The sequence below is a fragment of the Shewanella sp. 5S214 genome (assembly GCF_041439795.1).
GTDB lineage: Bacteria > Pseudomonadota > Gammaproteobacteria > Enterobacterales > Shewanellaceae > Shewanella > Shewanella vesiculosa.
Genome location: NZ_JBGOOV010000003.1, coordinates 160,006 through 183,952, shown reverse-complemented (window position 1 = coordinate 183,952; position 23,947 = coordinate 160,006). Strand labels below are relative to the sequence as shown.

Genomic DNA, 23,947 nt, shown 5'->3' with positions numbered 1-23,947 from the left:
GAGACAGCTATGACTAAAATAGTCATTATTGGTGGTGTTGCCGGTGGTGCATCTGCAGCAGCAAGAGCAAGACGGGTATCTGAAACGGCTGAAATCATCATGCTAGAGCGTGGCGAGTTTGTTTCATTTGCCAACTGCGGTTTGCCATACCATATAAGCGGCGAAATCGAATCGCGCGACTCACTATTACTGCAAACACCAGAAAGCTTCAAGTCACGTTTCAATATTGATGTGCGTGTATTTAACGAAGTAATTGCTATCGACAGACAAGCAAAGCAACTTAACGTACGTAACCTTATTACTAATGAAACATATCTAGAGTCTTACGATAAACTATTACTCAGTCCAGGTGCATCCCCCATTAAGCCTCCAATCAGTGGCATTAATCATCATTTTGTTCATAGCCTACGTAATATTTCTGATATGGATAAAGTGTTGTCTACCCTTTTACTGCATAAACCTAAACACGCAACTGTGGTGGGAGGAGGTTTTATTGGTTTAGAAATGGTAGAAGCGTTACGCCATCTCGGATTAGAAGTGAGCTTGCTCGAACTTGCTGACCAGGTAATGGGGCCAGTAGATATTGAAATGGCCAATATGCTGCACCAAAAGCTTGTTGATAACGGGGTTGATTTACGCTTAAAAACAGGCTTGGCCGCTGTCAATGATTGCCCTATAAAACTCTCTGAAGCCGATAATACTGATGACTACGATAAGCCTCTCTCTCCCCATTACCATTTGACATTAGACTTAACAGATAACAATAGCTTAGCAACAGATTTAGTCATTCTCGCCATTGGTGTAAAACCAGAAACTCGCTTGGCCTCTGAGTGCGGTTTAGTATTGGGGCCGCTGGGTGGTATTGCGGTTGATGCTGGGATGCAAACCTCTGATGCTGATATTTATGCTGTTGGTGATGCTATCGAAACAGCTGATTTTGTGACTGGTAAGCCGACACTTATCCCACTTGCAGGGCCAGCAAACCGCCAAGGCAGATTAGCCGCAGATAACATGCTCGGGGGGAAGAAAGTATATCGTGCGACTCAAGGCACAGCTATCTGTAAGCTTTTTGATATGGCCATATCCTCTACTGGATTAAATGAAAAAAGTTTACTCAAGCAAGCTATTCCTTATGAAAAAATCTATGTGCACACTGCCAGTCATGCCAGTTATTATCCTGGGGCGCATCCTATTACCTTAAAATTATTATTTTGTCCTGATTCTGGCCGTATTTTAGGCGCTCAGGCCGCGGGAATTGATGGCGTAGATAAGCGTATAGACGTATTGGCCGTGGCACAACGTGCGGGCATGACAGTGTATGATTTAGCCGACCTTGAACTGACTTACGCGCCTCCTTTTGGTTCTGCACGAGATGTGGTTAACCAAGCAGGCATGGTCGCTGCCAATGTACTATTGGGTGATGAAGCTGTTTGTCATGTTCAAGATCTACATCACTTGACTGCAACACAAATGATTGTCGATGTGCGAAATCCTGGTGAATTAACTGCGGTGGGTGCAATTGAGGGGGCGATTAATATTCCGCTACCAGAACTTCGAGATCGACTCAATGAGCTCCCAAAAGACAAAGAATTACTGGTGTTCTGCCAAGTCGGTTTACGCGGGCACGTTGCCTATTGCATGCTAGTCCAGCATGGTTTTAAAGTACGCAATCTCAGCGGCGGCTATAAGACCTACCAAATGGTTAATGCGCATTTTTAGTCCATATAAAACGCTTAAATAAATACCTCAGCTAGTGTGCTTATTCTGTAAGTGATAAAACAAAAACCAGCCTATTGGCTGGTTTTTACTTTTTTATTGTTAGGCGACTAACTCGACGGCTAGCCGACAAGTACAATTACGCTTGTGGGCGCATCGCTGGGAATAAAATCACGTCGCGGATAGTATGAGTGTTAGTGAATAGCATCACTAAACGATCGATACCAATACCTTGACCCGCTGTTGGCGGTAAACCGTGCTCAAGTGCGGTGATGTAGTCAGCGTCATAGAACATAGCTTCGTCATCGCCTGCATCTTTAGCATCAACTTGCGCTTTAAAGCGGTTGTCTTGATCTTCAGCATCGTTCAGCTCGCTAAAGCCGTTTGCCACTTCGCGGCCACCAATGAAAAATTCAAAACGGTCGGTGATGAAGTCATTGTTATCATTACGGCGTGCTAAAGGCGAAATATCCGCAGGGTAACCAGTAATGAACGTTGGTTGCATCAGCTTAGTTTCAGCGGTTTCACCGAAAATCTCTTCTAATAACTGACCACAGGTCCAGAATTTCTCTAGCTTGATGCCTAGGCTCGATGCTAAGTCGCGCATAAACTCTACGTCTTTCACTTGCTCGTAAGTCATCGCTTGAATAGTCGCATTGTCAGGGTTGTACTTTTGAATAGCTTCTAACATGCTTAAACGTGCATAGGGGCCACCAAAATCTACTGTGTGCTCGCCGTATGGCATTTGCGCACTACCCGTTAACTCAATGGCGATTGAACTGAGCATTTCTTCAGTTAAGTCCATTAAGTCTTTGTAATCAGCATACGCCATATAGAATTCCATCATAGTGAATTCTGGGTTATGACGTGGTGACAAACCTTCGTTACGGAAGTTACGGTTAATTTCGAATACGCGCTCAAAACCACCGACCACTAAACGCTTAAGATATAGCTCTGGCGCAATACGTAAGTACATGGCCATGTCTAATGCATTGTGATGAGTCACAAATGGACGTGCAGAAGCACCACCAGGAATAACGTGCATCATTGGGGTTTCAACTTCCATGAACTCTTTTTTGATCATGAAGTTACGAATGGCAGAAACCACTTTAGAGCGCATAATGAACGCGTTGCGCGAGTCTTCGTTAACGATTAAGTCAACATAGCGCTGGCGATAGCGAGTTTCTTGGTCGGTTAAACCGTGGAATTTCTCAGGTAACGGACGCAATGCTTTGGTCAGTAATTGATACTCTTCCATATTAACGTACAAGTCGCCCTTGCCAGATAAATGCAGCTGACCTTTAACACCAACAATGTCACCGATGTCTAAACCTTGATAACGCTCTTTTAAATCGCCTTGGACTGGCTTACCAGCATAAGCTTGAATACGACCAGACACATCTTGAATCACTAAAAATGGACCACGCTTAGCCATAACACGGCCTGCAATGCTGGTTTGAAAAGCGAGTTCTTCTAACGCTTCTTTGGTCTGCTCACCATATTGCGCCTGTAACTCAGCCGCTTTATGGCTACGTTGCCATGTATTTGGATGCGCATTAGCAGGACAACTGGTGCGGATGTGCTCTAATTTAGCGCGACGTTCAGCAATCAGTTTGTTTTCATCTTGTACGTGTTCAGTCATGTTATATTCTCGCGTTTACTCGCCACACTTACATGGCGGAAAAAGTTAATTTAATTAAAGTCCTGATTTTAGGCTGGCTTCAATAAACTTATCTAAATCACCATCCAGCACTGATTGAGTGTTGCGGTTCTCAATCCCTGTACGTAAATCTTTAATGCGGGCGTCGTCTAATACATACGAACGAATTTGACTGCCCCAACCGATATCTGATTTTGCATCTTCAGCAGCTTGCTTATCGGCATTTTGTTTATGCATTTCTAACTCATACAACTTCGCCTTTAACTGTTTAAAGGCAGAATCGCGGTTTTTATGTTGCGAGCGATCGTTTTGACATTGCACCACAGTGTTGGTTGGCAAATGCGTAATACGTATCGCAGAATCTGTTTTATTGACGTGTTGACCACCCGCGCCTGATGCACGATAAGTGTCGATACGTAAATCGGATGGATTAATATCGATCTCAATATCATCATCAATTTCTGGATAAACGAAAACAGAGCAAAAAGAAGTATGGCGTTTGCCAGATGAATCAAAAGGTGATTTACGCACTAAACGGTGGACACCCGTTTCAGTTCGCATCCATCCAAAAGCATACTCACCAGTGAACTTAATCGTAGCACCTTTAATACCGGCTACATCACCGTCGGTGACTTCCATTAACTCGGGGCTAAAACCATGTGCATCGCCCCAGCGTAAGTACATGCGCAGCACCATGTTGGCCCAGTCTTGGGCTTCAGTGCCGCCCGAACCAGATTGAATATCCAAGTAACAGTTTGACGCATCACTCTTACCAGAAAACATGCGGCGAAATTCGAGATCGGCTAGACGAGTGTCTAACACCTCAAGTTCTGCAGCAGCATCGTTAAAGGTTTCTTCGTCATCTTCTTCAATGGCAAGTTCAAGTAACCCTTCGATATCTTCAAGACCTGAGTCCATATCATCAATGGTTTTGACCACGACAACCAACGCAGCGCGCTCTTTACCTAATGCTTGCGCACGTTCAGGCTCATTCCACACTTCTGGGCTTTCTAGCTCGCGACTGACTTCTTCTAAGCGCTCACTTTTGGCAGCGTAGTCAAAGATACCCCCGAAGTAGCTCAGTACGTTCAGCGAGCTCTTTAATTTTGAATTTTACCGGATTAACTTCAGACATGAATATTCAACTTAAATTTAGCAGTTAACAAAAGGTGCAACGGCGCATTTTACCTCATGATAGGCGCTAAACCTAGACCGGAAGGATGATTATTAATAAACAAATGACGAATATATTTCACTGAATCAATATCAGAAAAACCATAACCGTGAGTGTAACGACTAAATGTACGCCATATTGTTGCATAACAGCTTGTACAAAAGATTGAATAAGGATTCGGTTAAGAATTAAGCCTAGGAATGGCTGACTGATAATGCCAAAAAATACCCATAATAGTGAAAAAACACTTCAGATTATGACGAAAAAAAATGAACCCTTAAGGTTCATTTTCCAACCCAATAACAGTCACTATTATATTTTAAATTGACCGACTAACTTAGAAAGCGTCGAGCCTTCATTGGCCACCGTTTTGCTCATATCAGAAGCATCTTGACTGGCCGCTAATAGCGTATTCACAATCTCTTGCACTGAATTAATATTACGATTAATTTCTTCGGTTACTGAGCTTTGTTCGGTAGCTGCTGTAGCTATTTGAGTACTCATGTCATTAATGCTGGTCACTGATGAGGTAACAGCGCCTAAACTTTCAGAAATGGCCCTAGAAGACTCAACTGAACTTAAACAACTGGCTTGGCTCTGTTCCATGGCTTGTACCGCTTTGGTGACTAACTTATGCAGTTCAGACAGCATTTCATTAATTTCGACGGTACTGGTTTGAGTGCGACTGGCTAAATTTCTGACTTCATCAGCAACCACAGCAAAGCCTCGACCTTGCTCGCCAGCTCGGGCAGCTTCAATGGCCGCATTAAGTGCCAGTAAATTGGTTTGCTCTGCAATTCCACCGATCACGCTCAGCACTGAGTTAATCTTTTTCGACTGCTCACTTAATGACTTCACATTGGCGGCGGCATTGTCAATTTGGGTCATCAAATTAGACACTTCAGTTAATGATGTATCGACACAGTCTTGCGCTTTTCCGACGTTATCAGAAGCCGCATGTGTTGCTTCAGCGACCATATTAGTATTATGAGCCACATCATGAGCGGTCGCAGACATTTCAGTAATCGCGGTCACAACCTGATCAATTTCATTGTTATGATTATAAAGCTGCTCAGTCATTGACACTGTTTGACCACTAATGCTTTGCGCTGCATGTTTAACCCTATCAGTCGCCCCCGCTACATCACCAATAATATTCTGTAACTTGTCAATGAACAGGTTAAAAGCACTGCCTAACTGGCCGATCTCATCAATGCTTGTTATCTCAAGACGTTTAGTTAAGTCACCCTCACCTTTGGCGATATCATTTAATGAGCTAGCCATATTTTGGATAGGCACCACCATTCTATGGGCCATAATGACTACAGCAAAAGCAGTTATCCCTGTTAAACCCAAAGCAATTAATAAAAATAAGAATGCTTTTTGATTCATCTCTTCAGTTTTATAGGTTTCATAAGCCGCAATAGACTCTTCAATATCATCAATGTAAGCGCCAGAGCCTAACATCCAATGGGTATTGGGGACCATTACCGCGAAACCGAGTTTTTCAACTAACTGTTCTCTACCAGGCTTTTTGTAATAATAAGAAAAATTACCGCTCCCGGATTTAGCGGCATCTAATAGCCCAACAATAATTTTAGTGCCATTGGGATCGGCCATGTCAATTTTGTTTTGGCCTTCAAGTTCAGGCATAGTCGGATGAAAAATATTCATCCCCGCATCATCATAGATAAAAAAATACCCTGCTGTGCCAAAACGTAAGTCTCGTAATGCCGCATTAACATTACCTTTATCACCCAAAGAGAGTTCATATTCAACGACTCCCTGGGCAATCTGAACGGATTCTTTAAGTTGATTTTTGCGTTCTGAAATTAATTCACTGCGAAAATTATCAATATCTCTTTTCAGCGATGCACCTTCGTTAACGTAAAAAATGCTCAGTAATACTGTGAGGATCAACGTTAGCGGAATTAACGATAACCCCAATAGTTTATTGCGTAATGAAGATCTCAGCATAGTGGTAGCCTTTTGAAGGTCTTTTAAGATAATAGTCTACAAATATAATAGTCTATTTATTATAAATGGTTACATTAACAAACTATGACTACCCAATAAAGTGCGGCCTATCGCAAAACGTACAATATAATAACCGTTTTACAACATAGACAACCCACTACCCATTGCTGCAAATCCTATGACTAACCATACAAGGCTTGGCTTAAAGACTTTTAATACACTAAAACCAATAATCACTAATGCCATGTCCTGCGGCATGATGACCGCACTTGTGAATACTGGCTGATAAAGTGCTGCCAGCAATAATCCCACAACGGCAGCATTGACACCTGCTAACGCACCCGCAATTGCAGGACGTTGGCTAATGCTATGCCAGCTTTTTAACCCCACCAGCATCAGTAAAAATCCAGGAAGAAAAATTGCCAGAGTGGCAACTATCGCCCCTAAAATAGGTGACTCTAACCATAAATCAGCGCCTAAAAAAGTAGCCAGAGTAAACATGGGCCCAGGGATGGCTTGTGCAAGCGCATAACCGCTAAGAAAACGATCGGCAGTAATGTATTCGCCAACACTGGTTTCAAGTAAGGGTAAAACCACATGTCCGCCACCAAAGACTAAACTTCCAACTTGGAAGAATTGTGCAAAAATTTGTCCTAGGCTATCTGGTTGATTAATAAAATATAAAGATGCCACTATTACTGTAATAAATAGCCCTAACCAAACATAATTAAGCTCTATCGGAGGGTTGTCTGGCGTAATACTGTCGCCTCGAGTCATCAACATGACTCCAACAATCGCTGCCACAATTAACACCCCAATTTGCATTAATAATGACGGCATTAAAATGATGGCAACAGCTGTTGCTGCCATAAGTATTTTAGCGGTTTTTCGTTGACAGAATTGGGTGAACATTGACAAAGTTGCTTCAGCAACAACCACGACAGCGAGTAGTTTTAAACCATGGATGGCACCCGCAACAGCAGTCAACTCGAGCCATTGTGCACTGGTAACGGCAAATAAAAACATCAATAAAAAAGACGGTAAGGTAAAACCTAAAAAGGCAGCAAGACCACCTAATAGACCACCACGATGATAACCAATTGCAAAACCAACCTGACTGGAACCTGGCCCCGGCATAAACTGACTTAGGGCAACAAAGCTTGAGTACTGTTTACTGTCTAACCATTGCTGATCGTCAACAAAGACTTTTCTGAAGTAGCCTATATGCGCTGCAGGGCCGCCAAAACTGATTAGACCTAATGCTAAAAAGCGAGTAAATATTTGCCACATTGTCCGAATACCTTTTTATAGTGATTAACAATGCTATGACAATGAGATGGCATTTTTATGACAATAAAAAAATGCCCCCATCACCATACATAATACTAATATTTATCAGCAACTTATATTTCCTCGTTAGGTAGAGTCATCGTGTAGTGCCACAAAGCTTAGTTGGAGAAAATAAACATTTATCAAATAATCCATTATTCGGCTAAATCGTATTACCTCAACTTGTCAGCAATAAAAACCACCAGCTTGCGATGAAATGCCTCAAATATTCTGAGCGTGGCTTACATGCTTTATATCAACTCAACGTTGAGATTAACTCGGCCTATTGCAGCAGCTCTAACATAACCAATACCTCAAAATGATCCGTATGAGGAAACATATCAAACATTTGTACTTTGGTAATTTCATAACCCGTAATACAGGCTAAATCTGTCATTAAGGTGTGTGGATTACAGCTAGAATACACAATGGCTTTGGGCGCAAACTCGCTCAATGAATCGCATAAGGTTTTACCTAATCCTCGCCGCGGTGGGTTAACAATAATAAGATCGGGTTTGACTTCAGCTGATTGCCCTTGTGCAAAATGGGTTGAATCAAGAGCACTAAAATCCACTTGTGTCAGCCCAAGTTTGCTGGCTGACAAGATGGCACATTCTATTGCTTCTGATTCAATCTCTATACCCGTTAAGCGAATTTGATGATCAGCACAATGCAACCCAAAACCGCCGACACCACAGAATAAGTCCCAAATATAGTTAGGTGTAAACTCAGTAACCCACTCCCTTGCAATCTGATACAACTGCGCCGCAACGTCAGGATTTGTTTGAAAAAAGCTTTTTGGCCGAATAAATAACGGCACATGATTCAGTTGTTCTTCTAAGCGCGTAGTTTCGGTTAAAAAGATTTCTCTTTCACCTTCTAAAATAGCCATATGAATCGGCTGAATATTAGCCGACACTAAGGTAATTTGAGGAAATTCTTGCAGTAACTGCGGTAATTCTCGTTCAATTCGCGCGATCGCGTTATCGCTACGCAAAACAAAACGCAGCATAAACTGGCCACTACTTTGACTACGAGTCAGCAAAATAAATTTGAGCTCACCTTTGGCCTTATCGACTCGATAAGGAGGCACACCCGCTTGCTGCACAAATCGCTCTAAACGGTGTAATAACAATTGCATATCTTTAGGGTATAACGAACAATCACATAAGCTGATCGGCTCCCCTTGTGGATTAACCAATCCTAAAATAGGCTCATGAGCGGCACCTAATACCACCATTTTGGCTTTATTACGAAAGCCAGATTCTGCACTTAATATCGGTGAAAACCATTGTTTAACCGACATGTCACGAAACAAATCCGTTAATTTTTGCTGTTTTACATTTACTTGCTCAACCATTGGCAGTTGAATATTGCGGCATGACAAACAATCGCCACGCTCAAAATAGTCACATTTCACAGCTGTTTGCCTCTCCAGAATTTAACATCATAAAAGCGTGATCACACAGTTGTTTGAGTTGCTGTAAGTCCTCAATAGTGCCACCCACTTTACAGCGCATTTGCTCAGGAATACTCAAGGCTTGTTGATATAATTGTTGGCCTTGCTCAGTAACATGTAGAACACGCACACGTTCATCTAATTCACTGCGACCACGGCTCACTATACCTTTGCTTTCTAGGCGTTTTAACAAGGGCGTTAAGGTTCCAGAATCAAGGTGTAATTTTTCACCTAAGGTTTTGACACTAATTCCTGGCTCTTTCCACAACACCATCATCACTAAATATTGCGGATAAGTTAGTGATAACTCATCTAACAATGGCCGATAGGCGCGGATCATTGCATTAGTCGCACTATACAACGAAAAACACACTTGGTTTTCAAGTGCTAGCGGGTTTTGCACTGAAGGTAATTGAGATTCATTAAGCACTTTACTAGACATAGGTCAAACTCCACTAACCACTAATATGGGTTAATCATAACATTGGTTGTGCACAACCTATAATCAAAAAAGGCATCTCGCGTTATTTTTGATAAAAAATAATCAAGTCTTTGGGTTTTCGGCCGTTATACTTATACCATTGGTTTTTTATATTAAGGTTAATCATGTCACTTAGCATTAACTCACCTTCTTCAATGCCTACAACGATTGATTCAGGCAACAGCTTGAAAGTTGCCGTTATGGCTAAAGATCAGCAAAAAGCTGAAGGGCAAATGGCATTGCAACTCATCGAAGCTGCACTAGCACCAGCGCCGCAACCCGTAGGCAACAGTGGCCATAATATTAATACAACTGCATAATTTATTTGTAGCGTCCTAAAAACCCTAGTGAATATTTTTTATATTCCTAGGGCTTTTTTACGAACGACACACTGCACAAGAAGCCAATCAATAGTCGCGACTAAAGATTGGCTTATATTTGCTATGCGAATTTAGTAACGTAGCCATTTCAATGCGTCATCTTCATCTTCGAAATATTTAATTTCGCCCGCGATAAACCAACTACCGATTTTGGCCGCCCATTCTTGCCAATTTTTATTGCCCCAAATAGCCACTCTTTCAAACTCAGATTTGTGCTTTAATCCCAGTGATAAATCATCCCAAGCAGCGCGTAAATCCCAGCCCTCAAGCTCAGTGGCGTCGAGAAATAAACTCACTTTAGGTTGATTAACTTGGCTTAAAGCCCCTTCTAACATAGGGGTAATGACGAGATAGTCTTCGTGGGTTAGTGTGCCCGTTGCTTTTAATGTCACAAAAAACACATTTTCAATTCGGTTTATGCCTATTGATAAACCATGTTTCTTCATATCCATATCGTGGCTCCTTTAACATGCGATTACACATTTAACTGCACACGCCTATCAACAACGCTTATGCATGCTTACATTTTAAGCAATTATAAAATTAAGTATGTGCAGGGCTGCACAAAAAACAAACAGAGTGATGGTAATTAATGTCAAAAAGCATCATGTATAGAGCATGATTTGGGTGACAAAACCACGTTATAAATAACAAATTCAATGCGAATCACAGGACGATTTAATTAAACAACAATAGATTGAAAATAAAGACTTTTATCAGAAAATGGCAAGATGATGTACCATTATGAATCGCTTATCAAACGGCCATCGTCTTTAGATAACTGCGAAAAAATCACGGCGGCTAACATAGTCATCACCCCGACTGTCACAAAAGTGAGCTGGAACGCCCCGAGTACTGTCGCGGCGTTATCGCTACCAATATTGGCACTAAAACCACCGAGTAAAGCACCAGCACAGGCAACTCCCAAACTTAATGATAATTGCCCGACTACCGACAATAGGCTGTTACCGCTACTGGCACTAGCATCATCAAGATCGATTAAAGTCACGGCATTCATTGCGGTAAACTGCAATGAGTTAATCGCGCCCATGAAGGCCAACATGCCCAGTAACAACCAATAAGGGGTGTGCTCGTTAACTAAGCCTATGCTAGCCAGCATCAATCCCAGAGCCAGTGTATTAGCGGTTAATACAAATCGATAACCTAAACGTTCAATAATGGGACGAGCCACCGATTTGGCCATTATCGCCGCAGCAGCCAATGGCAGCATACTCATTCCCGCCTGAGATGGTGAATAACCCAAAGCGACTTGCAGCAACAATGGCACCAAAAAAGGCAATGCACCACTGCCCAAACGAGCAAACAGATTACCAAACAGACCGATAGCAAATGTTCTGGTTTGGAACAATAATGGTGAAAACAGTGGCTGATCAATTCGCCCAGCTCGAAGCCAATAGGCAATTAAGCATGCCATACCACCAAACAACAGCAACATCACTCGCAAGTGTGGCAGATGCAGTTCACCTAATCCTTCCATAGCAACGGTAATCAACAACATCGCCGCACCAAACAACAAAAAGCCCAGGGTATCGAAACGCGACCTTTCCTTACCACGAAGGTCAGGAATAAACCTCCAAACCGCATAACACCCCACAATGCCGACAGGTAAGTTAATCAAAAAGATCCAATGCCAAGTGAGATATTGCACCATCCAACCGCCCATCACTGGACCAATTAAAGGACCGAGTAAACCGGGGATGGTGATAAAGCCCATGATCCGCACTAACTCAGAACGCGGGTACGCCCTCAGCACTACTAGCCGACCAACGGGCAGCATTAACGCACCACCCAAGCCCTGAATGACTCTGGCGCCAATTAACATGTCCAACGAATGCGACAATGCACAAAGCAATGAACCAAAACTAAACAATAGGATGGCACCAAAGAAGATTTTTTTAGTACCAAAGCGATCTGCAATCCAACCGGAAGCTGGGATCAACAGAGCAACCGTGAGCATGTAAGCGATAATGACGCCTTGCATGCGCAGCGGATCTTCGTTTAAGTCATTGGCCATTGCGGGTAAAGCGGTATTGAGGATTGTCCCGTCAAGCGACTGCATAAAAAAAGCAATGGCAACCACCCAAGGTAATCCTCGAGCAGTTTGTGCATCAAGCAGTCGGCTATCGGGCATTGAACCTCCACTTACCACATGAGTGTCGCGACACCAAGCAGTGCAAATAGCACGGCACAACCGCGATGAATAAGCTTCATTGGTAGTTTGTTCGCACTAAAATGACCTGCCAATACCACAGGGACATTAGCAATGAGCATACCCAATGTGGTGCCGATAACAACCCAGGTTAATGATTGATATTTTGCCGCTAAGACAACAGTAGCAATTTGTGTTTTATCACCAATTTCGGCGATAAAAAACAAAATAAACGTCGCAGTAAAAGCACCTAATTTATAAAAACGGTTATCATCGTCATCCATTTTATCGGGTATGAGCACCCATAAAGCAATGGCAAAAAATGAACCGGCTACCAAATAGGTGGCCCATTGAGGATCAATCCAAGCAATGGCCCATTGACCAATCCATGCAGCAAGAAAATGGTTTAATAACGTGGCAAGTAAAATGCCTAGTATGATAGCCGTTTTATTGCTGAATCTGACAGCGAGTAGTAAAGCCAATAATTGAGTTTTGTCGCCGATTTCAGCAATAGCAACAGTAAAGGTTGAGGCAAATAAAGCTTCCAATGTGATAATCCTAGGGGTAAATGACGACTAAGCACAGACCGCCGCATACCCCTTGATGCAGTGACAGTGCTTAGGTCTTGCATGGCGAAATCATTAACATCAATAATTTTGCCGTAAGTACCATGGCATGAGGCCAAGTATGTTGACACTTACTCCTAATCATATCGTGTCGATATGCTTAGGTTAGCTACTCCCCTAAAACGATGGGCATTATAGCTTATGATTAGATTTAATCAACGCATTGATACAGTAAAGAGCTTAACGCAGTACTGACGTAATGATACACTATTGCAAAATCATAGTGTAAAACCGTTTAGCTAAATGTTGAGTAATTGTTTATAAACGCAGCTGTTAGCCTATAACCATCAAAGATCCTTGCCTGCTCTGTCACCCTTCTGCTAATGTCCGACACAAATAAAATAATAATTAGACAGGACGTTTTCGGTGAATTTTAAAACTTTAGGCTCTATTTCGATTGTAGCAGGGACTGCAATTGGGGGTGGCATGCTTGCGCTGCCATTAGCAACAGCGGCCTTAGGCATAATCCCAGCATTAATTTTACTCGTGGTCATTTGGGGCCTATCCGCTTATACCTCATTATTGATGCTAGAAATTAATCTTCACTCTGGTATCGGCGATAATGTTCATGCCATTACCGGTAAAACCCTGGGTAAAGTCGGCCAGCTAATCCAAGGAGGTTCTTTTCTCAGCTTATTGTTCGCTCTGACTATGGTGTATTTGATGGGAGGGTCGTCGCTATTAGAAACCCGTTTACAGCCCATTGGCATAAACATGAGCAACCAAGTGGCAGTCATACTGTTTACGGTTATTTTTGGCGGATTAATTGCCATTGGCGTAAAATGGATTGATAAAGTATCACGTATTTTGTTTACTTCTATGGTGGTGTTACTGGTCATTGTGGTGGCATTTCTATTACCCGACGTTAACCTAATCAGTGCATTAAACAATTATTCAACCGAAGTCGCTTCAGGCACTGCGCTGCAGCAATTATGGTTAGCGGCTATTCCTGTGGTGTTCACCTCATTTGGTTTCCATGTGTGTATTGCTACCATTGTGCGCTACTTAGAAGGTAATGCCGTTTCTCTTAGAAAAGTGCTCTTAATTGGCTCAACCATTCCGCTGATTTGTTACATTCTATGGTTATTAGTGACCTTAGGCTCTTTAGGTGGTGAAACAGTACATAGCTTTGGAGGTTCATTACCTAAACTTGTTACCGCCTTACAAAGCTTAGCCCAATCACAAATTATCAGCCAAGCTATTGATTTATTTGCTAACCTCGCATTAATTACTTCATTTCTAGGTGTCACCATGAGCTTGTTCGATTACATAGCCGAGCTCACGCGAGCCAACGACGATGCTGCTGGACGTGCAAAAACCTGGTTAATGACCTTTATACCACCTCTATTGTGCGCGCTTTATTACCCCGACGGCTTTTTTAAAGTCCTTGGTTTTGCTGCTATCCCATTGGTAGTGATGATCATCTTCTTGCCCATTGCAATGGCATTAAAACAACGCTCACAGCAATTGGGCGGTTATCAAGTATCTGGTGGTACTTTAGGGCTTGTTGTCGCAGGTTTACTCGGTATATTAATTGTTATTGCTCAGTTAATAGTGGCATTAACCTAAATGAACTAACTGATTAACCGGATTTGTAAGCGAGTTTTTCAAACGCTTTTAAGATGGTTAAACATTTGTTAAAGTCAGGCTTAGCCTGACTTTTTTGTTTTATGGACTACCAACATTAGCCATGATGAAACAAGAATTAAGCAAAAAATTAGAGACAACAGCAATAATATTCATCGCACGCTAAACCCTAAACGGAATTATATAATGAAAAAATGGTTATTAACTGTCGCTATTGCAGCCAGCTTTGGCGCGTCGGCAGATGAAGGGATGTGGCAGCCACATCAACTTCCCGCAATGGCTGATGAGCTTAAAGCAAAAGGCTTAGAGATCAGCGCTGATTCAATTTCTAAATTGACTGAGTTTCCAATGAATGCCGTGATCAGCCTTGGTGGTTGCACCGCTTCATTTGTATCGCCTAAGGGCTTAGTGGTAACCAACCACCACTGTGCTTATGGCGCAATTCAGTACAATTCAACCCCTGAAAAAAACTTGCTTAAAGATGGCTTCTTAGCAAAAACCTATGCCGAAGAATTACCTGCAACACCGGGGTCTCGTATTTTCGTTACCGAAGCCGTAACTAAGGTAACCGATAAAATTACCGCTGGCCAAATGGATAAAGTAGGCAATGACTTTTATAAAGGTATTGAGCTACAAGAAAAAACCTTAGTTGCTGAATGTGAAAAAGAAGATGGTTACCGTTGCCAAGTTTATAGTTTCCATGGTGGCCTAGAATATTATTTGGTTAAACAGTTAGAAATACGCGATGTGCGTTTAGCCTACAACCCAGCCGCGAGCGTGGGTAAATACGGTGGCGATATCGATAACTGGATGTGGCCACGTCATACCGGTGACTTTTCGTTTTATCGTGCTTACGTATCAAAAGATGGTAAGCCTGCTGATTTCAGTAAAGATAACGTTCCCTATGAGCCAAAAAGCTTTTTAAAAGTATCAGCTAAAGGCGTTAGTGATGGCGATTTCGTCATGGTTGCGGGCTACCCTGGCCGTACAAATCGATATCGCACTGCAGATGAAGTTAAAAATCAATTTGGCTGGGCTTATCCGCAAGGTAAAGAGCTGCAAGAAAGCATGATTGATATCATCAAACAGACTGCAGCAGAGGGCAGCGATGAGCGAATTAAATACGAAAGCTTAATTGCTGGCTTAGCCAATTATGCTAAAAACTTTACCTCTATGATTGAGTTTTATGGTAAATCATCCATGCTTGCTGAGCGCGTAAAAGTTGAAACTGATTTAGCTAACTGGATTAACCAAGACAAAAAACGCCAGCAACAATATGGCAAAACCTTATCAAGCTTGGAAAAACTGGTCGCTAAGAGCCAACAAGATCAGCAGCGAGATATGTTGCTAGGCTATATTGGTTACACCACTATGGTGACCACTGCCCGTAATTTATATCGCTTAGCCCATGAAAAAACCTTAGCGGATATGGAACGTGAACCAGGTTACCAAGACCGCGATATGACTAACTTTACCTCAAGCATGGAGCGAATTGATCGCCGTTATGCAGCCAGTGTAGATAAAGCACTTCTCGCAGACTTACTTACCCGCTATGCGGCATTACCTGCAAAACAACGTTTAGCATCGTTAGACAAAGCCTTTGGTATTAGCGATAAGTTTGACGCTAAAGCATTGGCCACAACACTCGACAATATGTACGCCAATACCAAGCTAAATGACAAAGCGACTCGCTTAGCATGGATGAATAAATCGGTTGCAGACTTTACCGCCTCAAATGACCCATTCATTCAGTATGCGGTACAAACCTTTGACGCCGATATGGCGCGAGAAAAACAGCAAAAGCAGTTAGAAGGTCAATTAATGAAAGTGCGTCCACAGTATATGGATGCGATAATTGCCTATAACCGCGAGCAAGGTAAACCTGTGTATGCTGATGCGAACTCAAGTCTACGTGTGACTGTCGGCAATGTGAAAGGTTACTCGCCACAGGATGGATTAGTTGCGGTGCCGTTTACGCGTTTAGAAGGTATTTTGGCTAAAGACACGGGTATAGATCCATTTGATGCGCCAGCTAAAGAGCTTGAGCTAATTAAGCAAAAACAATACGGCGACTATTATGTTAAAGCGATTGACTCTGTGCCGGTTAATTTCTTGTCAACCTTAGACACTACTGGCGGTAATTCAGGTTCTCCGACCTTAAATGGCCGCGCCGAATTGGTCGGTTTACTGTTTGACGGCGTGTACGAGAGCATCATTGGTGACTGGGGATATGATCCACAAACCAACCGTTCAATCCAAGTAGATAGTCGTTATATGCTTTGGGTCATGCAGTATTTAGATAATGCTGACAACTTATTAGCTGAAATGGACATTGTTAAATAATGACCATTTAACCCTATGCTCAGTTTACTGAGCGTTGAAGACTCAATAACTCTGCGGCCGTTAATGGCCGCATTGTTTTTTCTGCTAGATCATCAAGACACACATCCAGTAACTGGGTGCGAATTAAATCTACTACCTTATAGCCTAGTGCCTGACACATACGGCGTATTTGTCGATTTAACCCTTGGGTTAAGACTATGTTAAATCTGTCTTCATCCGCCGCAGGGCTCAATGCTCTAATATCACAAGGTCGTGTGTGCACATCGCCATATTGCACACCTTGAGCCATCATCAGTAAAAATTCTGGCTTAATAGGTTTATTCACTTGAACAACATAGGTCTTCGGATGATAAAAATCAGGATGCATTAATGCTTGAGTTAATTGACCATCATTGGTGAGTAATAATAATCCGCGAGAATCTTTATCCAAACGCCCTGCGGGATATAACCTTGGCGATTCGGGCAACACATGCAGTAAGCTATGGGGATCATCGGCTAATAAGCGGCAATCAATCCCAACAGGTTTATGATAGATAAAATACTGTTTGGGTTGCACCGGCAAAATCGGTTGACCATCAACCAAAACCGTTACCGCTTCAGACAGTTTGACTCGATCGCTATGCTGGGCTAATTGATGATTAACGCTCACTCGGCCACTGTCAATCAGTCGTGCGGCTTGGCGTCTTGAAGCCACACCACACACAGCTAAATAGTGGCTTAGTCGCATTGATGTCATAAACGATGCTCAAGTAATAATACCCAGTAACAAACGGGATTAGATTAATTTATACAGGTTATTTTGTTGCGTTCTAATGGTTTTTAGCAAGCTTAATCCTAAGCAAACACACCATAAAATATTTGCCTGGGTTAATGACCACATGGATAAGGACACCACACAATATTGAGGAAAATCGGCTGAACACTCGCTAAAATCAAGCTGACTCCAATCAAGCAGCATAAGCAATACAAAGCCACTACATAAGGAAATAATGCTCAAGGTAAGCATTCGTTTGGTCATCGTGCTGCCTGGTTTGAAATAATCCACTAAGCAAATACTGTGCAATACCAGAGAGCTGAGTAAATAAAGCGTCGACACCTTGCGATGTAACTCTAAAAAGTTAATCGGAAATACACCCATTAATACAATACTGATCCCCACCACACCACCAAGAACAGCGATATAACGGCTGATTAAATCAGGGAAAATATTAAACACAGCGACCATCGCCAGTAAGAAACATGAACCACTGGCTAGCAGTGATAAATTAAACACCACTGCAAACGATGAATTCATATAGTTTCCAAGGGCGTCAGGGCGGATCATTAACATCTCTACGCTGATACTGTCCACTTTAGCAATGAGCGCACTTGCGACACCAAAAGAGCCGATAACTGCCGCCGCCAATGACATAAATACAATCACTAGATGTAAATCATAATTACGGACTCTACTTGTCACTGTTCGATACTTATACAAAAAATGGGTGCGGGATATTAACGCGTAAAGTACAAAAGTAAAAGCCGATAATCAATAGCCCCATAAAACAATGCCCAATCGTTTAAGATTGGGCATTGTCGACTCCATAGCTGACGTTTACTTGCTTGAGCCAATGAAACCAGTGGATTATTGAGCGTATAGCCGATTAGACTCGTTTACGAAAAATCACGATAATCACAGCAATAACGGCCAAAATCATACAGTACCAAGCATTAGATACTGCCACTAATGGACTAATGGTAAACACCGAGGCAATTAATAATGCTTGGGCACCATGGGGGATTAATCCCTGAATGATACAAGCAAAAATATCTAAAATACTCGCCGCGCGTTTTGGCGAAACGCCATGTTTTTCAGCAAGCTCTTTAGCAATATCACCCGTTACCACAATCGACACGGTATTGTTAGCCACGCAAGTGTTCGTCGCGGCAACAATAGCGGCCATTCCTAGCTCTGCCGCTCGGCTTGATGCTTCACCATTAGCTTTAGAAAAACGACGGATTAAGGCTTCAATTTGGTTACTGACAAAGATTAATCCACCTTGTTGCTGCATTAATGCCGCTAAGCCACCCACTAGCATCGACAGAATAAAAATTTCCTGCATATTAGTAAAGCCAGTGTAAATATCATTACCAAATTGGATAACACTATAATCAGAGCTCAGCACGCCTGTCACGCCGGCTAATACTATTCCGAGGGACAAGACGACAAATACGTTTAACCCGGCCACAGCCAACACCAGAATGGTTAAATACGGTAATACTTTTAAGATTTCGATGTCCTGAGCTGCAATATCTGCTTGGCCCTGACCAACAAACGAAAAAGCAATCAAGGTGAGGATCGACGCTGGGATCGAAAACACTAAATTCTCACGGAACTTGTCTTTCATTTCGCAACCTTGAGTACGCGTTGCCGCAATCGTGGTATCAGAAATAATCGATAAATTGTCACCAAATAATGCGCCCGACATGACTGCCCCCGCCATTAAGGCATAATCAATTTGCGCTTGATCAGCCACGCCTAATGCCACAGGAGCAACCGCAGCAATCGTGCCCATCGATGTGCCCATCGAGGTTGCAATAAAAGCGGCAATAACGAAAAAGCCCGGTAGCAATAGATTAGATGGAATAAACGATAAGCCAAGTGCAACAGTAGCATCAACACCGCCAGTGGCTTTAGCCACTGCAGCAAAAGCCCCCGCTAATAAATAAATTAAACACATAGCAATAATATTGCTGTGGCCAATCCCTTCAATAAAGGTTTCTATCGCATTATTGATGCGCTGTTTTGATAACAATATTGCCAATACAATGGCAGGTAAAATAGCAATCACACTGGGTAATTGGTAGAACGCATAATCAATACCCTGACTTTGAAAATATAAGCCAGCGCCAATGAATAATCCTAAAAACAAAAATAATGGTAATAATGCCACAAACGATGCGGGGCTATTTGGCTCCGTGGTGGCTGATGAAGTAGCTTTAGTCAAAGTGATCTCTCTTTATCTTAACGAATTGGGATTGTCGGATGAGAAAAGCGAGTACGACTCAATCTCGGTCATCGGTGATTATTTAACAACACAGTGAATGCTGCTAAATATTGCAGTCGCATCATAACAAGTTGTGCCAAGAATAAGAGAACTCTTCACCACTGTCAATCTAGACGTCTAGACTTCTTTGCTTCCGGAGCGTTTTTTATTCTAAACCTCAAAAAATGCTACAAATATTTTACATAAACATAATCAATTTATCGATTAATCGCTATTTTTACAGCAAAAAATTGATTTACGTTAATATTGCCCTTTGGCTGATTTGTTATTGTGAAAGTTCTCACTGAACGATTAATTGACCTATTCCATGACTGTAAATCATCAAGTTACCGGCTAGCGATAACAGCCGCGACTTCATCATCATAGGTGAAATATGCAGCACAAACCCGATAGGATCAGCGCGATGAAGCAACTCATTGCCCAAGTAAAACAGACTTTTCCATTAGATTCAGCTGATATCTTTCGCTGTGGTCCAGCCAATACCTGCGTTGGTTGCCCAAAAAAACTATTGGAGCTTGTTGATGCGGAACTCACCTACTGGGAATCAGCGATTAACCAAGGCATAACGCCTTCATTTGGTGATATCAGTCGCTTTGGCAAATTGTGTAGCAATGTCAGTCGTGGTTTAAAACGCAATAATATTCCAATCCAAGAGTAAATAACCGCAAACAAGTTAACAAAACCCGAGGCGGCATAATAACAAAAAGCCCACGAGAAGTGGGCTTAGTCAACTTGAGTAACTCACTCCGTTATTCGTCTGTATCACCTAATGATAATAACGTCGCATTGCCGCCAATTGCGGTAATGTTATTGGTACGAGTTTTTTCAGTTACAAAACGGGTTAAGTAATGTGGACCACCAGCTTTAGGGCCTGTACCCGATAATCCTTGACCACCAAATGGCTGCACACCAACAACGGCGCCAATTTGGTTGCGGTTAATATACACATTACCCACATTGACTTTATCAGCAAGGTTTAACGCATGGCCTTCGTTACGGCTATGGATCCCCAAGGTTAAGCCAAATCCGGTACTATTAATTTCATCAATCACTTTGCCTAAATCAGCCGCTTTATAACGGATAACATGCAAAATCGGTCCAAAATGCTCTTTTTCAAGCATTTTTATCGAATTGATTTCAACCGCTGTCGGCGCAACAAAATGGCCCTTTTCAGTACCAGCAGGTAACTCAAGTTTATTTATCAACTTACCTACTTGGCTAATATGATCAATATGAGCATCCAAGTTAGCTTTGGCAGTTGCGTCAATCACTGGGCCTACGTCTGTTTTCACAGAACTTGGGTTGCCAATGACTAATTGCTCCATCGCACCTTTCATCACTTCAATGACGCGATCGGCAATATCTTCTTGCAAAAACAATACTCGTAATGCCGAACAACGCTGACCTGCACTGGTAAATGATGACGATACAACATCATTTACCACTTGCTCTGGTTGTGAGGTTGAATCAACTACCATGGCATTTTGACCGCCAGTTTCAGCGATCAATGGAATAATTGCACCATCGCGATTAGCCAAGGTACGGTTAATCAATTTAGCCGTGCCAGTGGAACCGGTAAAACACACACCGCCAATACGTTCATCAGCAGTGATTGCAGAACCAACCACAGCGCCAGTTCCTGGAAGGAATTGCAACACATCGGTAGGAATACCGGCTTGATGTGCCAGTTGCACAGCGCGATAACCGATTAAACAGGTTTGCTCTGCAGGCTTGGCAATAACTGTGTTACCTGCAGCAAGGGCTGCAGAGACTTGGCCTAAGAAAATAGCGAGTGGGAAGTTCCACGGGCTGATACACACAAAAATCCCGCGACCTTGTAAAAACAGTTCGTTTAACTCACCTGTTGGGCCTGGAAGCAATTCTGGCTGGGCCATCATTTTCTTAGCTTGAACGGCGTAGTAACGACAAAAATCGACGGCTTCGCGAACTTCATCAATACCGTCTTGAATACTCTTACCCGCTTCACGAGTACATAACACAATCAGTTCTTCGCGATTTTCTTCGAGTAAATCGGCCAACTTTTGCAGTGCATTGGCACGCGTTTCAACCGCAGTACGAGCCCAACCACCAAAAGCAGCATCTGCACTCGCAATGGCTTGTTCAATGGCATTAGCATCAGCAAAAGCAACAGTACCTACCGTTAATGAGGTGTCGTATGGGCTGACCACAGTTTGCACTTCGCCGGTTAAGGTTTTGCCATTGACCAGCGGGCCTGCGGTCCACTGGGTATCGCTAAATGTATCTAGTGCAGCAAAAAATGGCTCTGACTCAGAAATAATATTCATGTTTAATCCTTTAGAGTTTTTACGTTCTGCACCAAAAATATCAGCTGGTTGAACAATTTTACGATTCGCTAAGCTCTTGTAGCCCAATAATGTCACCAGTGGATGAACCACTAAACTCTCAATTGGCGTATTAGGGTCAACAAGCTTATGCACAAATGAGGTATTGGCACCATTTTCCAGTAAGCGACGGACTAAATACGGCAGTAAATCTTTATGAGCGCCAATGGGGGCATAAATACGCACAGCCTTAGCACCGCTTTCAGCTAACATAGTGTCGTATAGCTCTTGGCCCATACCGTGTAAACGTTGAAATTCGTATAAGCGATCACCCGCCATAGCATCAATGCTAGCGACGGTTTGCGCATTATGGGTGGCAAATTGTGGATAAATAGCACCGCGAGTGGCATCAGACAATAAATAGCGTGCACAGGCTAAATAAGACACATCAGTGCCCGCTTTACGGGTGTACAGTGGGTAACCCGCTTCGCCAGCTTGTTGGGCCCATTTAAGCTCGCTGTCCCAGTAAGCACCTTTAACCAAGCGAAGTGGAATTTCATCACCTTGATCTTTAGCAAGACGTGTTAACCAACACAACACAGGTAAACAACGCTTAGAATACGCTTGAACCACAATGCCCAGTAACCCCCAACCTTTGGCAGCTTCTGACTGATAAAGTTGCTTAAACAACTTTAACGACAGCTCAAGGCGGTCAACTTCTTCTGCATCAATAGAAATACCGATATTCAAGGCGCGGGCTTGGACAATTAATTTAACTACCGAGTCGTATAGTTCTGTTAATACGCGGTCTTCATTAGCGACTTCATAACGGGGATGCAATGCTGACAATTTAATAGAAATTGTCGGTCTTGGAGCGTTGCCAACGTCATATTGCTGTGCACCTAAATCATCAATAGCGTTGCTATAATCCATAAAGTACTTGAGCGCATCAGTGGCCGTTAACGCAGCTTCACCAAGCATGTCATAACTGTGGGTATAACCTAACTTACGTTTAGCTTCGCTGTTTTTAAGGGCTTCTTTAACATCGCGCCCTAACACAAACTGCTTACCCATGATCTTCATCGCCGCTAGCATAGCTTGACGGATCATTGGCTCACCAACACGATTAACGAGACGTTTGAGTATGTGACTTGGCGAACCATCAGTATTGCGATCTAACTTAACCAGTTTACCGGTTAACATTAAGCCCCATGTTGAAGCGTTAACCAATAACGAATCACTTCGATTAAGATGTTCATCCCACTTGGCACCAGATAACTTGTCTTGAATAAGCGCATCAGCAGTTTCTGCATCAGGAATACGCAGCAAGGCTTCTGCCAAGCACATTAAGATAATGCCTTCTTTCGTTTCTAAGCTGTATTGCTGCAAAAATGCATCAATACCAACCATAAGGCCTTTCTTCTCAAACTGACGAACTTTACTGACGAGTTCATGGGCACGGCGTGTGACTTGTTCAATATCTTGTTCAGACGAAGGCACAAGCTTAATTAATTCAGACAGGTATTGCTCTTCATCGACAATATAGTTGTTGGTCACTGCAGTAAACAGTTCCTCAAGAGTGGCATTGTCATAGCAACCGCCCAGTACTTCACTCGCTTTGAACATAGTATTCGCTTCCATCTAGGTCAGGTTAAGGATGGTTATTATCGTTATTGAATGGACACTGTATTCACG

The 23,947-nt window shown here is 42.6% G+C and carries 18 protein-coding genes and 1 riboswitch; of the genes, 5 read left to right on the top strand and 13 right to left on the bottom strand.

Annotated elements, in window-relative coordinates:
• Window positions 1-9 precede the first annotated feature (9 nt).
• Window positions 10-1,719 (top strand): FAD-dependent oxidoreductase, encoded by a 1,710-nt coding sequence (locus tag ACED29_RS03110; protein WP_371697005.1) that lies wholly within the window; start codon window positions 10-12, stop codon window positions 1,717-1,719.
• Between the two features lie 136 nt (window positions 1,720-1,855).
• Here the strand turns inward: ACED29_RS03110 and lysS are convergent, their stop codons facing one another.
• From lysS to ACED29_RS03080, 6 genes are all read right to left on the bottom strand, one after another.
• Window positions 1,856-3,358, bottom strand: a complete 1,503-nt coding sequence (gene lysS / locus ACED29_RS03105; RefSeq protein ID WP_124017351.1) for a lysine--tRNA ligase — start codon at window positions 3,356-3,358, stop codon at window positions 1,856-1,858.
• Window positions 3,359-3,412: 54 nt separating this feature from the next.
• A protein-coding gene (gene prfB / locus ACED29_RS03100; RefSeq protein ID WP_371697004.1) for a peptide chain release factor 2 occupies window positions 3,413-4,511 on the bottom strand; the annotation gives its coding sequence in 2 pieces (ribosomal slippage) (window positions 3,413-4,435 and window positions 4,437-4,511; 1,098 coding nt in all).
• A gap of 351 nt (window positions 4,512-4,862) precedes the next feature.
• Window positions 4,863-6,527, bottom strand: a complete 1,665-nt coding sequence (locus tag ACED29_RS03095) for a methyl-accepting chemotaxis protein (RefSeq protein ID WP_124017349.1) — start codon at window positions 6,525-6,527, stop codon at window positions 4,863-4,865.
• 138 nt (window positions 6,528-6,665) lie between these two features.
• Window positions 6,666-7,817, bottom strand: a complete 1,152-nt coding sequence (gene chrA, locus ACED29_RS03090; protein WP_182741941.1) for a chromate efflux transporter — start codon at window positions 7,815-7,817, stop codon at window positions 6,666-6,668.
• Between the two features lie 322 nt (window positions 7,818-8,139).
• Window positions 8,140-9,276, bottom strand: coding sequence for a 23S rRNA (uracil(747)-C(5))-methyltransferase RlmC (rlmC, locus tag ACED29_RS03085; RefSeq protein ID WP_124017347.1), 1,137 nt, complete (start codon window positions 9,274-9,276; stop codon window positions 8,140-8,142).
• A complete protein-coding gene (locus ACED29_RS03080; protein WP_371697003.1) occupies window positions 9,266-9,757 on the bottom strand; it encodes a MarR family winged helix-turn-helix transcriptional regulator in 492 nt (163 codons plus the stop codon). Before ACED29_RS03080 ends, rlmC begins: the two co-directional genes overlap by 11 nt.
• A gap of 164 nt (window positions 9,758-9,921) precedes the next feature.
• Between ACED29_RS03080 and ACED29_RS03075 the strand changes: the two genes are divergently transcribed.
• Entirely contained in the window at window positions 9,922-10,116 is a 195-nt protein-coding gene (locus ACED29_RS03075; protein ID WP_124017345.1) for a cytoplasmic protein, read from the top strand.
• Window positions 10,117-10,247: 131 nt separating this feature from the next.
• On the opposite strand, the gene ACED29_RS03070 is transcribed toward ACED29_RS03075, so the two are convergent.
• The 3 genes from ACED29_RS03070 to ACED29_RS03060 form a co-directional block, all read right to left on the bottom strand.
• Window positions 10,248-10,628: an STAS/SEC14 domain-containing protein gene (locus tag ACED29_RS03070; protein WP_124017344.1), complete on the bottom strand. Its 381-nt coding sequence runs from the start codon at window positions 10,626-10,628 to the stop codon at window positions 10,248-10,250.
• A gap of 290 nt (window positions 10,629-10,918) precedes the next feature.
• The gene (gene mdtD, locus ACED29_RS03065; RefSeq protein ID WP_371697002.1) at window positions 10,919-12,328 is read right to left on the bottom strand and encodes a multidrug transporter subunit MdtD; all 1,410 of its coding nucleotides are present in this window, start codon (window positions 12,326-12,328) and stop codon (window positions 10,919-10,921) included.
• An 11-nt stretch (window positions 12,329-12,339) separates the two neighbouring features.
• Window positions 12,340-12,894, bottom strand: coding sequence for a TMEM165/GDT1 family protein (locus ACED29_RS03060; RefSeq protein ID WP_124017342.1), 555 nt, complete (start codon window positions 12,892-12,894; stop codon window positions 12,340-12,342).
• 98 nt (window positions 12,895-12,992) lie between these two features.
• Window positions 12,993-13,102: riboswitch (yybP-ykoY riboswitch) on the bottom strand.
• Window positions 13,103-13,338: 236 nt separating this feature from the next.
• Here ACED29_RS03060 and ACED29_RS03055 point away from each other — a divergent pair.
• Both ACED29_RS03055 and ACED29_RS03050 read left to right on the top strand, forming a co-directional pair.
• A complete protein-coding gene (locus ACED29_RS03055) occupies window positions 13,339-14,541 on the top strand; it encodes an aromatic amino acid transport family protein (RefSeq protein WP_182698603.1) in 1,203 nt (400 codons plus the stop codon).
• A 204-nt stretch (window positions 14,542-14,745) separates the two neighbouring features.
• Complete coding sequence (locus ACED29_RS03050) at window positions 14,746-16,902, top strand: S46 family peptidase (RefSeq protein WP_371697001.1); 2,157 nt, start codon at window positions 14,746-14,748, stop codon at window positions 16,900-16,902.
• Between the two features lie 19 nt (window positions 16,903-16,921).
• On the opposite strand, the gene ACED29_RS03045 is transcribed toward ACED29_RS03050, so the two are convergent.
• The 3 genes from ACED29_RS03045 to ACED29_RS03035 all read right to left on the bottom strand — a co-directional run bounded on the left by ACED29_RS03045 (window position 16,922) and on the right by ACED29_RS03035 (window position 19,889).
• Window positions 16,922-17,629, bottom strand: a complete 708-nt coding sequence (locus tag ACED29_RS03045; RefSeq protein ID WP_182698640.1) for a 23S rRNA pseudouridine(2604) synthase RluF — start codon at window positions 17,627-17,629, stop codon at window positions 16,922-16,924.
• 48 nt (window positions 17,630-17,677) lie between these two features.
• A complete protein-coding gene (locus ACED29_RS03040; RefSeq protein ID WP_182698601.1) occupies window positions 17,678-18,361 on the bottom strand; it encodes a hypothetical protein in 684 nt (227 codons plus the stop codon).
• A gap of 184 nt (window positions 18,362-18,545) precedes the next feature.
• Window positions 18,546-19,889: a Na+/H+ antiporter NhaC family protein gene (locus ACED29_RS03035; protein ID WP_182723405.1), complete on the bottom strand. Its 1,344-nt coding sequence runs from the start codon at window positions 19,887-19,889 to the stop codon at window positions 18,546-18,548.
• A 433-nt stretch (window positions 19,890-20,322) separates the two neighbouring features.
• Between ACED29_RS03035 and ACED29_RS03030 the strand changes: the two genes are divergently transcribed.
• Window positions 20,323-20,607 (top strand): hypothetical protein, encoded by a 285-nt coding sequence (locus tag ACED29_RS03030; RefSeq protein ID WP_182723404.1) that lies wholly within the window; start codon window positions 20,323-20,325, stop codon window positions 20,605-20,607.
• Window positions 20,608-20,698: 91 nt separating this feature from the next.
• Here the strand turns inward: ACED29_RS03030 and putA are convergent, their stop codons facing one another.
• Entirely contained in the window at window positions 20,699-23,893 is a 3,195-nt protein-coding gene (putA, locus tag ACED29_RS03025; RefSeq protein WP_182698598.1) for a bifunctional proline dehydrogenase/L-glutamate gamma-semialdehyde dehydrogenase PutA, read from the bottom strand.
• Between the last annotated feature and the right edge of the window lie 54 nt (window positions 23,894-23,947).

Excerpts from the sequence above, each read along its gene's own strand:
- putA (WP_182698598.1), bottom strand. The coding sequence starts at position 23,893 with ATGGAAGCGAATACTATGTTCAAAGCGAGTGAAGTACTGGGCGGTTGC.
- ACED29_RS03045 (WP_182698640.1), bottom strand. The coding sequence starts at position 17,629 with ATGCGACTAAGCCACTATTTAGCTGTGTGTGGTGTGGCTTCAAGACGC.
- ACED29_RS03110 (WP_371697005.1), top strand. The coding sequence starts at position 10 with ATGACTAAAATAGTCATTATTGGTGGTGTTGCCGGTGGTGCATCTGCA.
- ACED29_RS03095 (WP_124017349.1), bottom strand. The coding sequence starts at position 6,527 with ATGCTGAGATCTTCATTACGCAATAAACTATTGGGGTTATCGTTAATT.
- ACED29_RS03070 (WP_124017344.1), bottom strand. The coding sequence starts at position 10,628 with ATGGATATGAAGAAACATGGTTTATCAATAGGCATAAACCGAATTGAA.
- ACED29_RS03030 (WP_182723404.1), top strand. The coding sequence starts at position 20,323 with ATGCAGCACAAACCCGATAGGATCAGCGCGATGAAGCAACTCATTGCC.
- ACED29_RS03075 (WP_124017345.1), top strand. The coding sequence starts at position 9,922 with ATGTCACTTAGCATTAACTCACCTTCTTCAATGCCTACAACGATTGAT.
- ACED29_RS03050 (WP_371697001.1), top strand. The coding sequence starts at position 14,746 with ATGAAAAAATGGTTATTAACTGTCGCTATTGCAGCCAGCTTTGGCGCG.
- chrA (WP_182741941.1), bottom strand. The coding sequence starts at position 7,817 with ATGTGGCAAATATTTACTCGCTTTTTAGCATTAGGTCTAATCAGTTTT.
- mdtD (WP_371697002.1), bottom strand. The coding sequence starts at position 12,328 with ATGCCCGATAGCCGACTGCTTGATGCACAAACTGCTCGAGGATTACCT.
- lysS (WP_124017351.1), bottom strand. The coding sequence starts at position 3,358 with ATGACTGAACACGTACAAGATGAAAACAAACTGATTGCTGAACGTCGC.
- ACED29_RS03080 (WP_371697003.1), bottom strand. The coding sequence starts at position 9,757 with ATGTCTAGTAAAGTGCTTAATGAATCTCAATTACCTTCAGTGCAAAAC.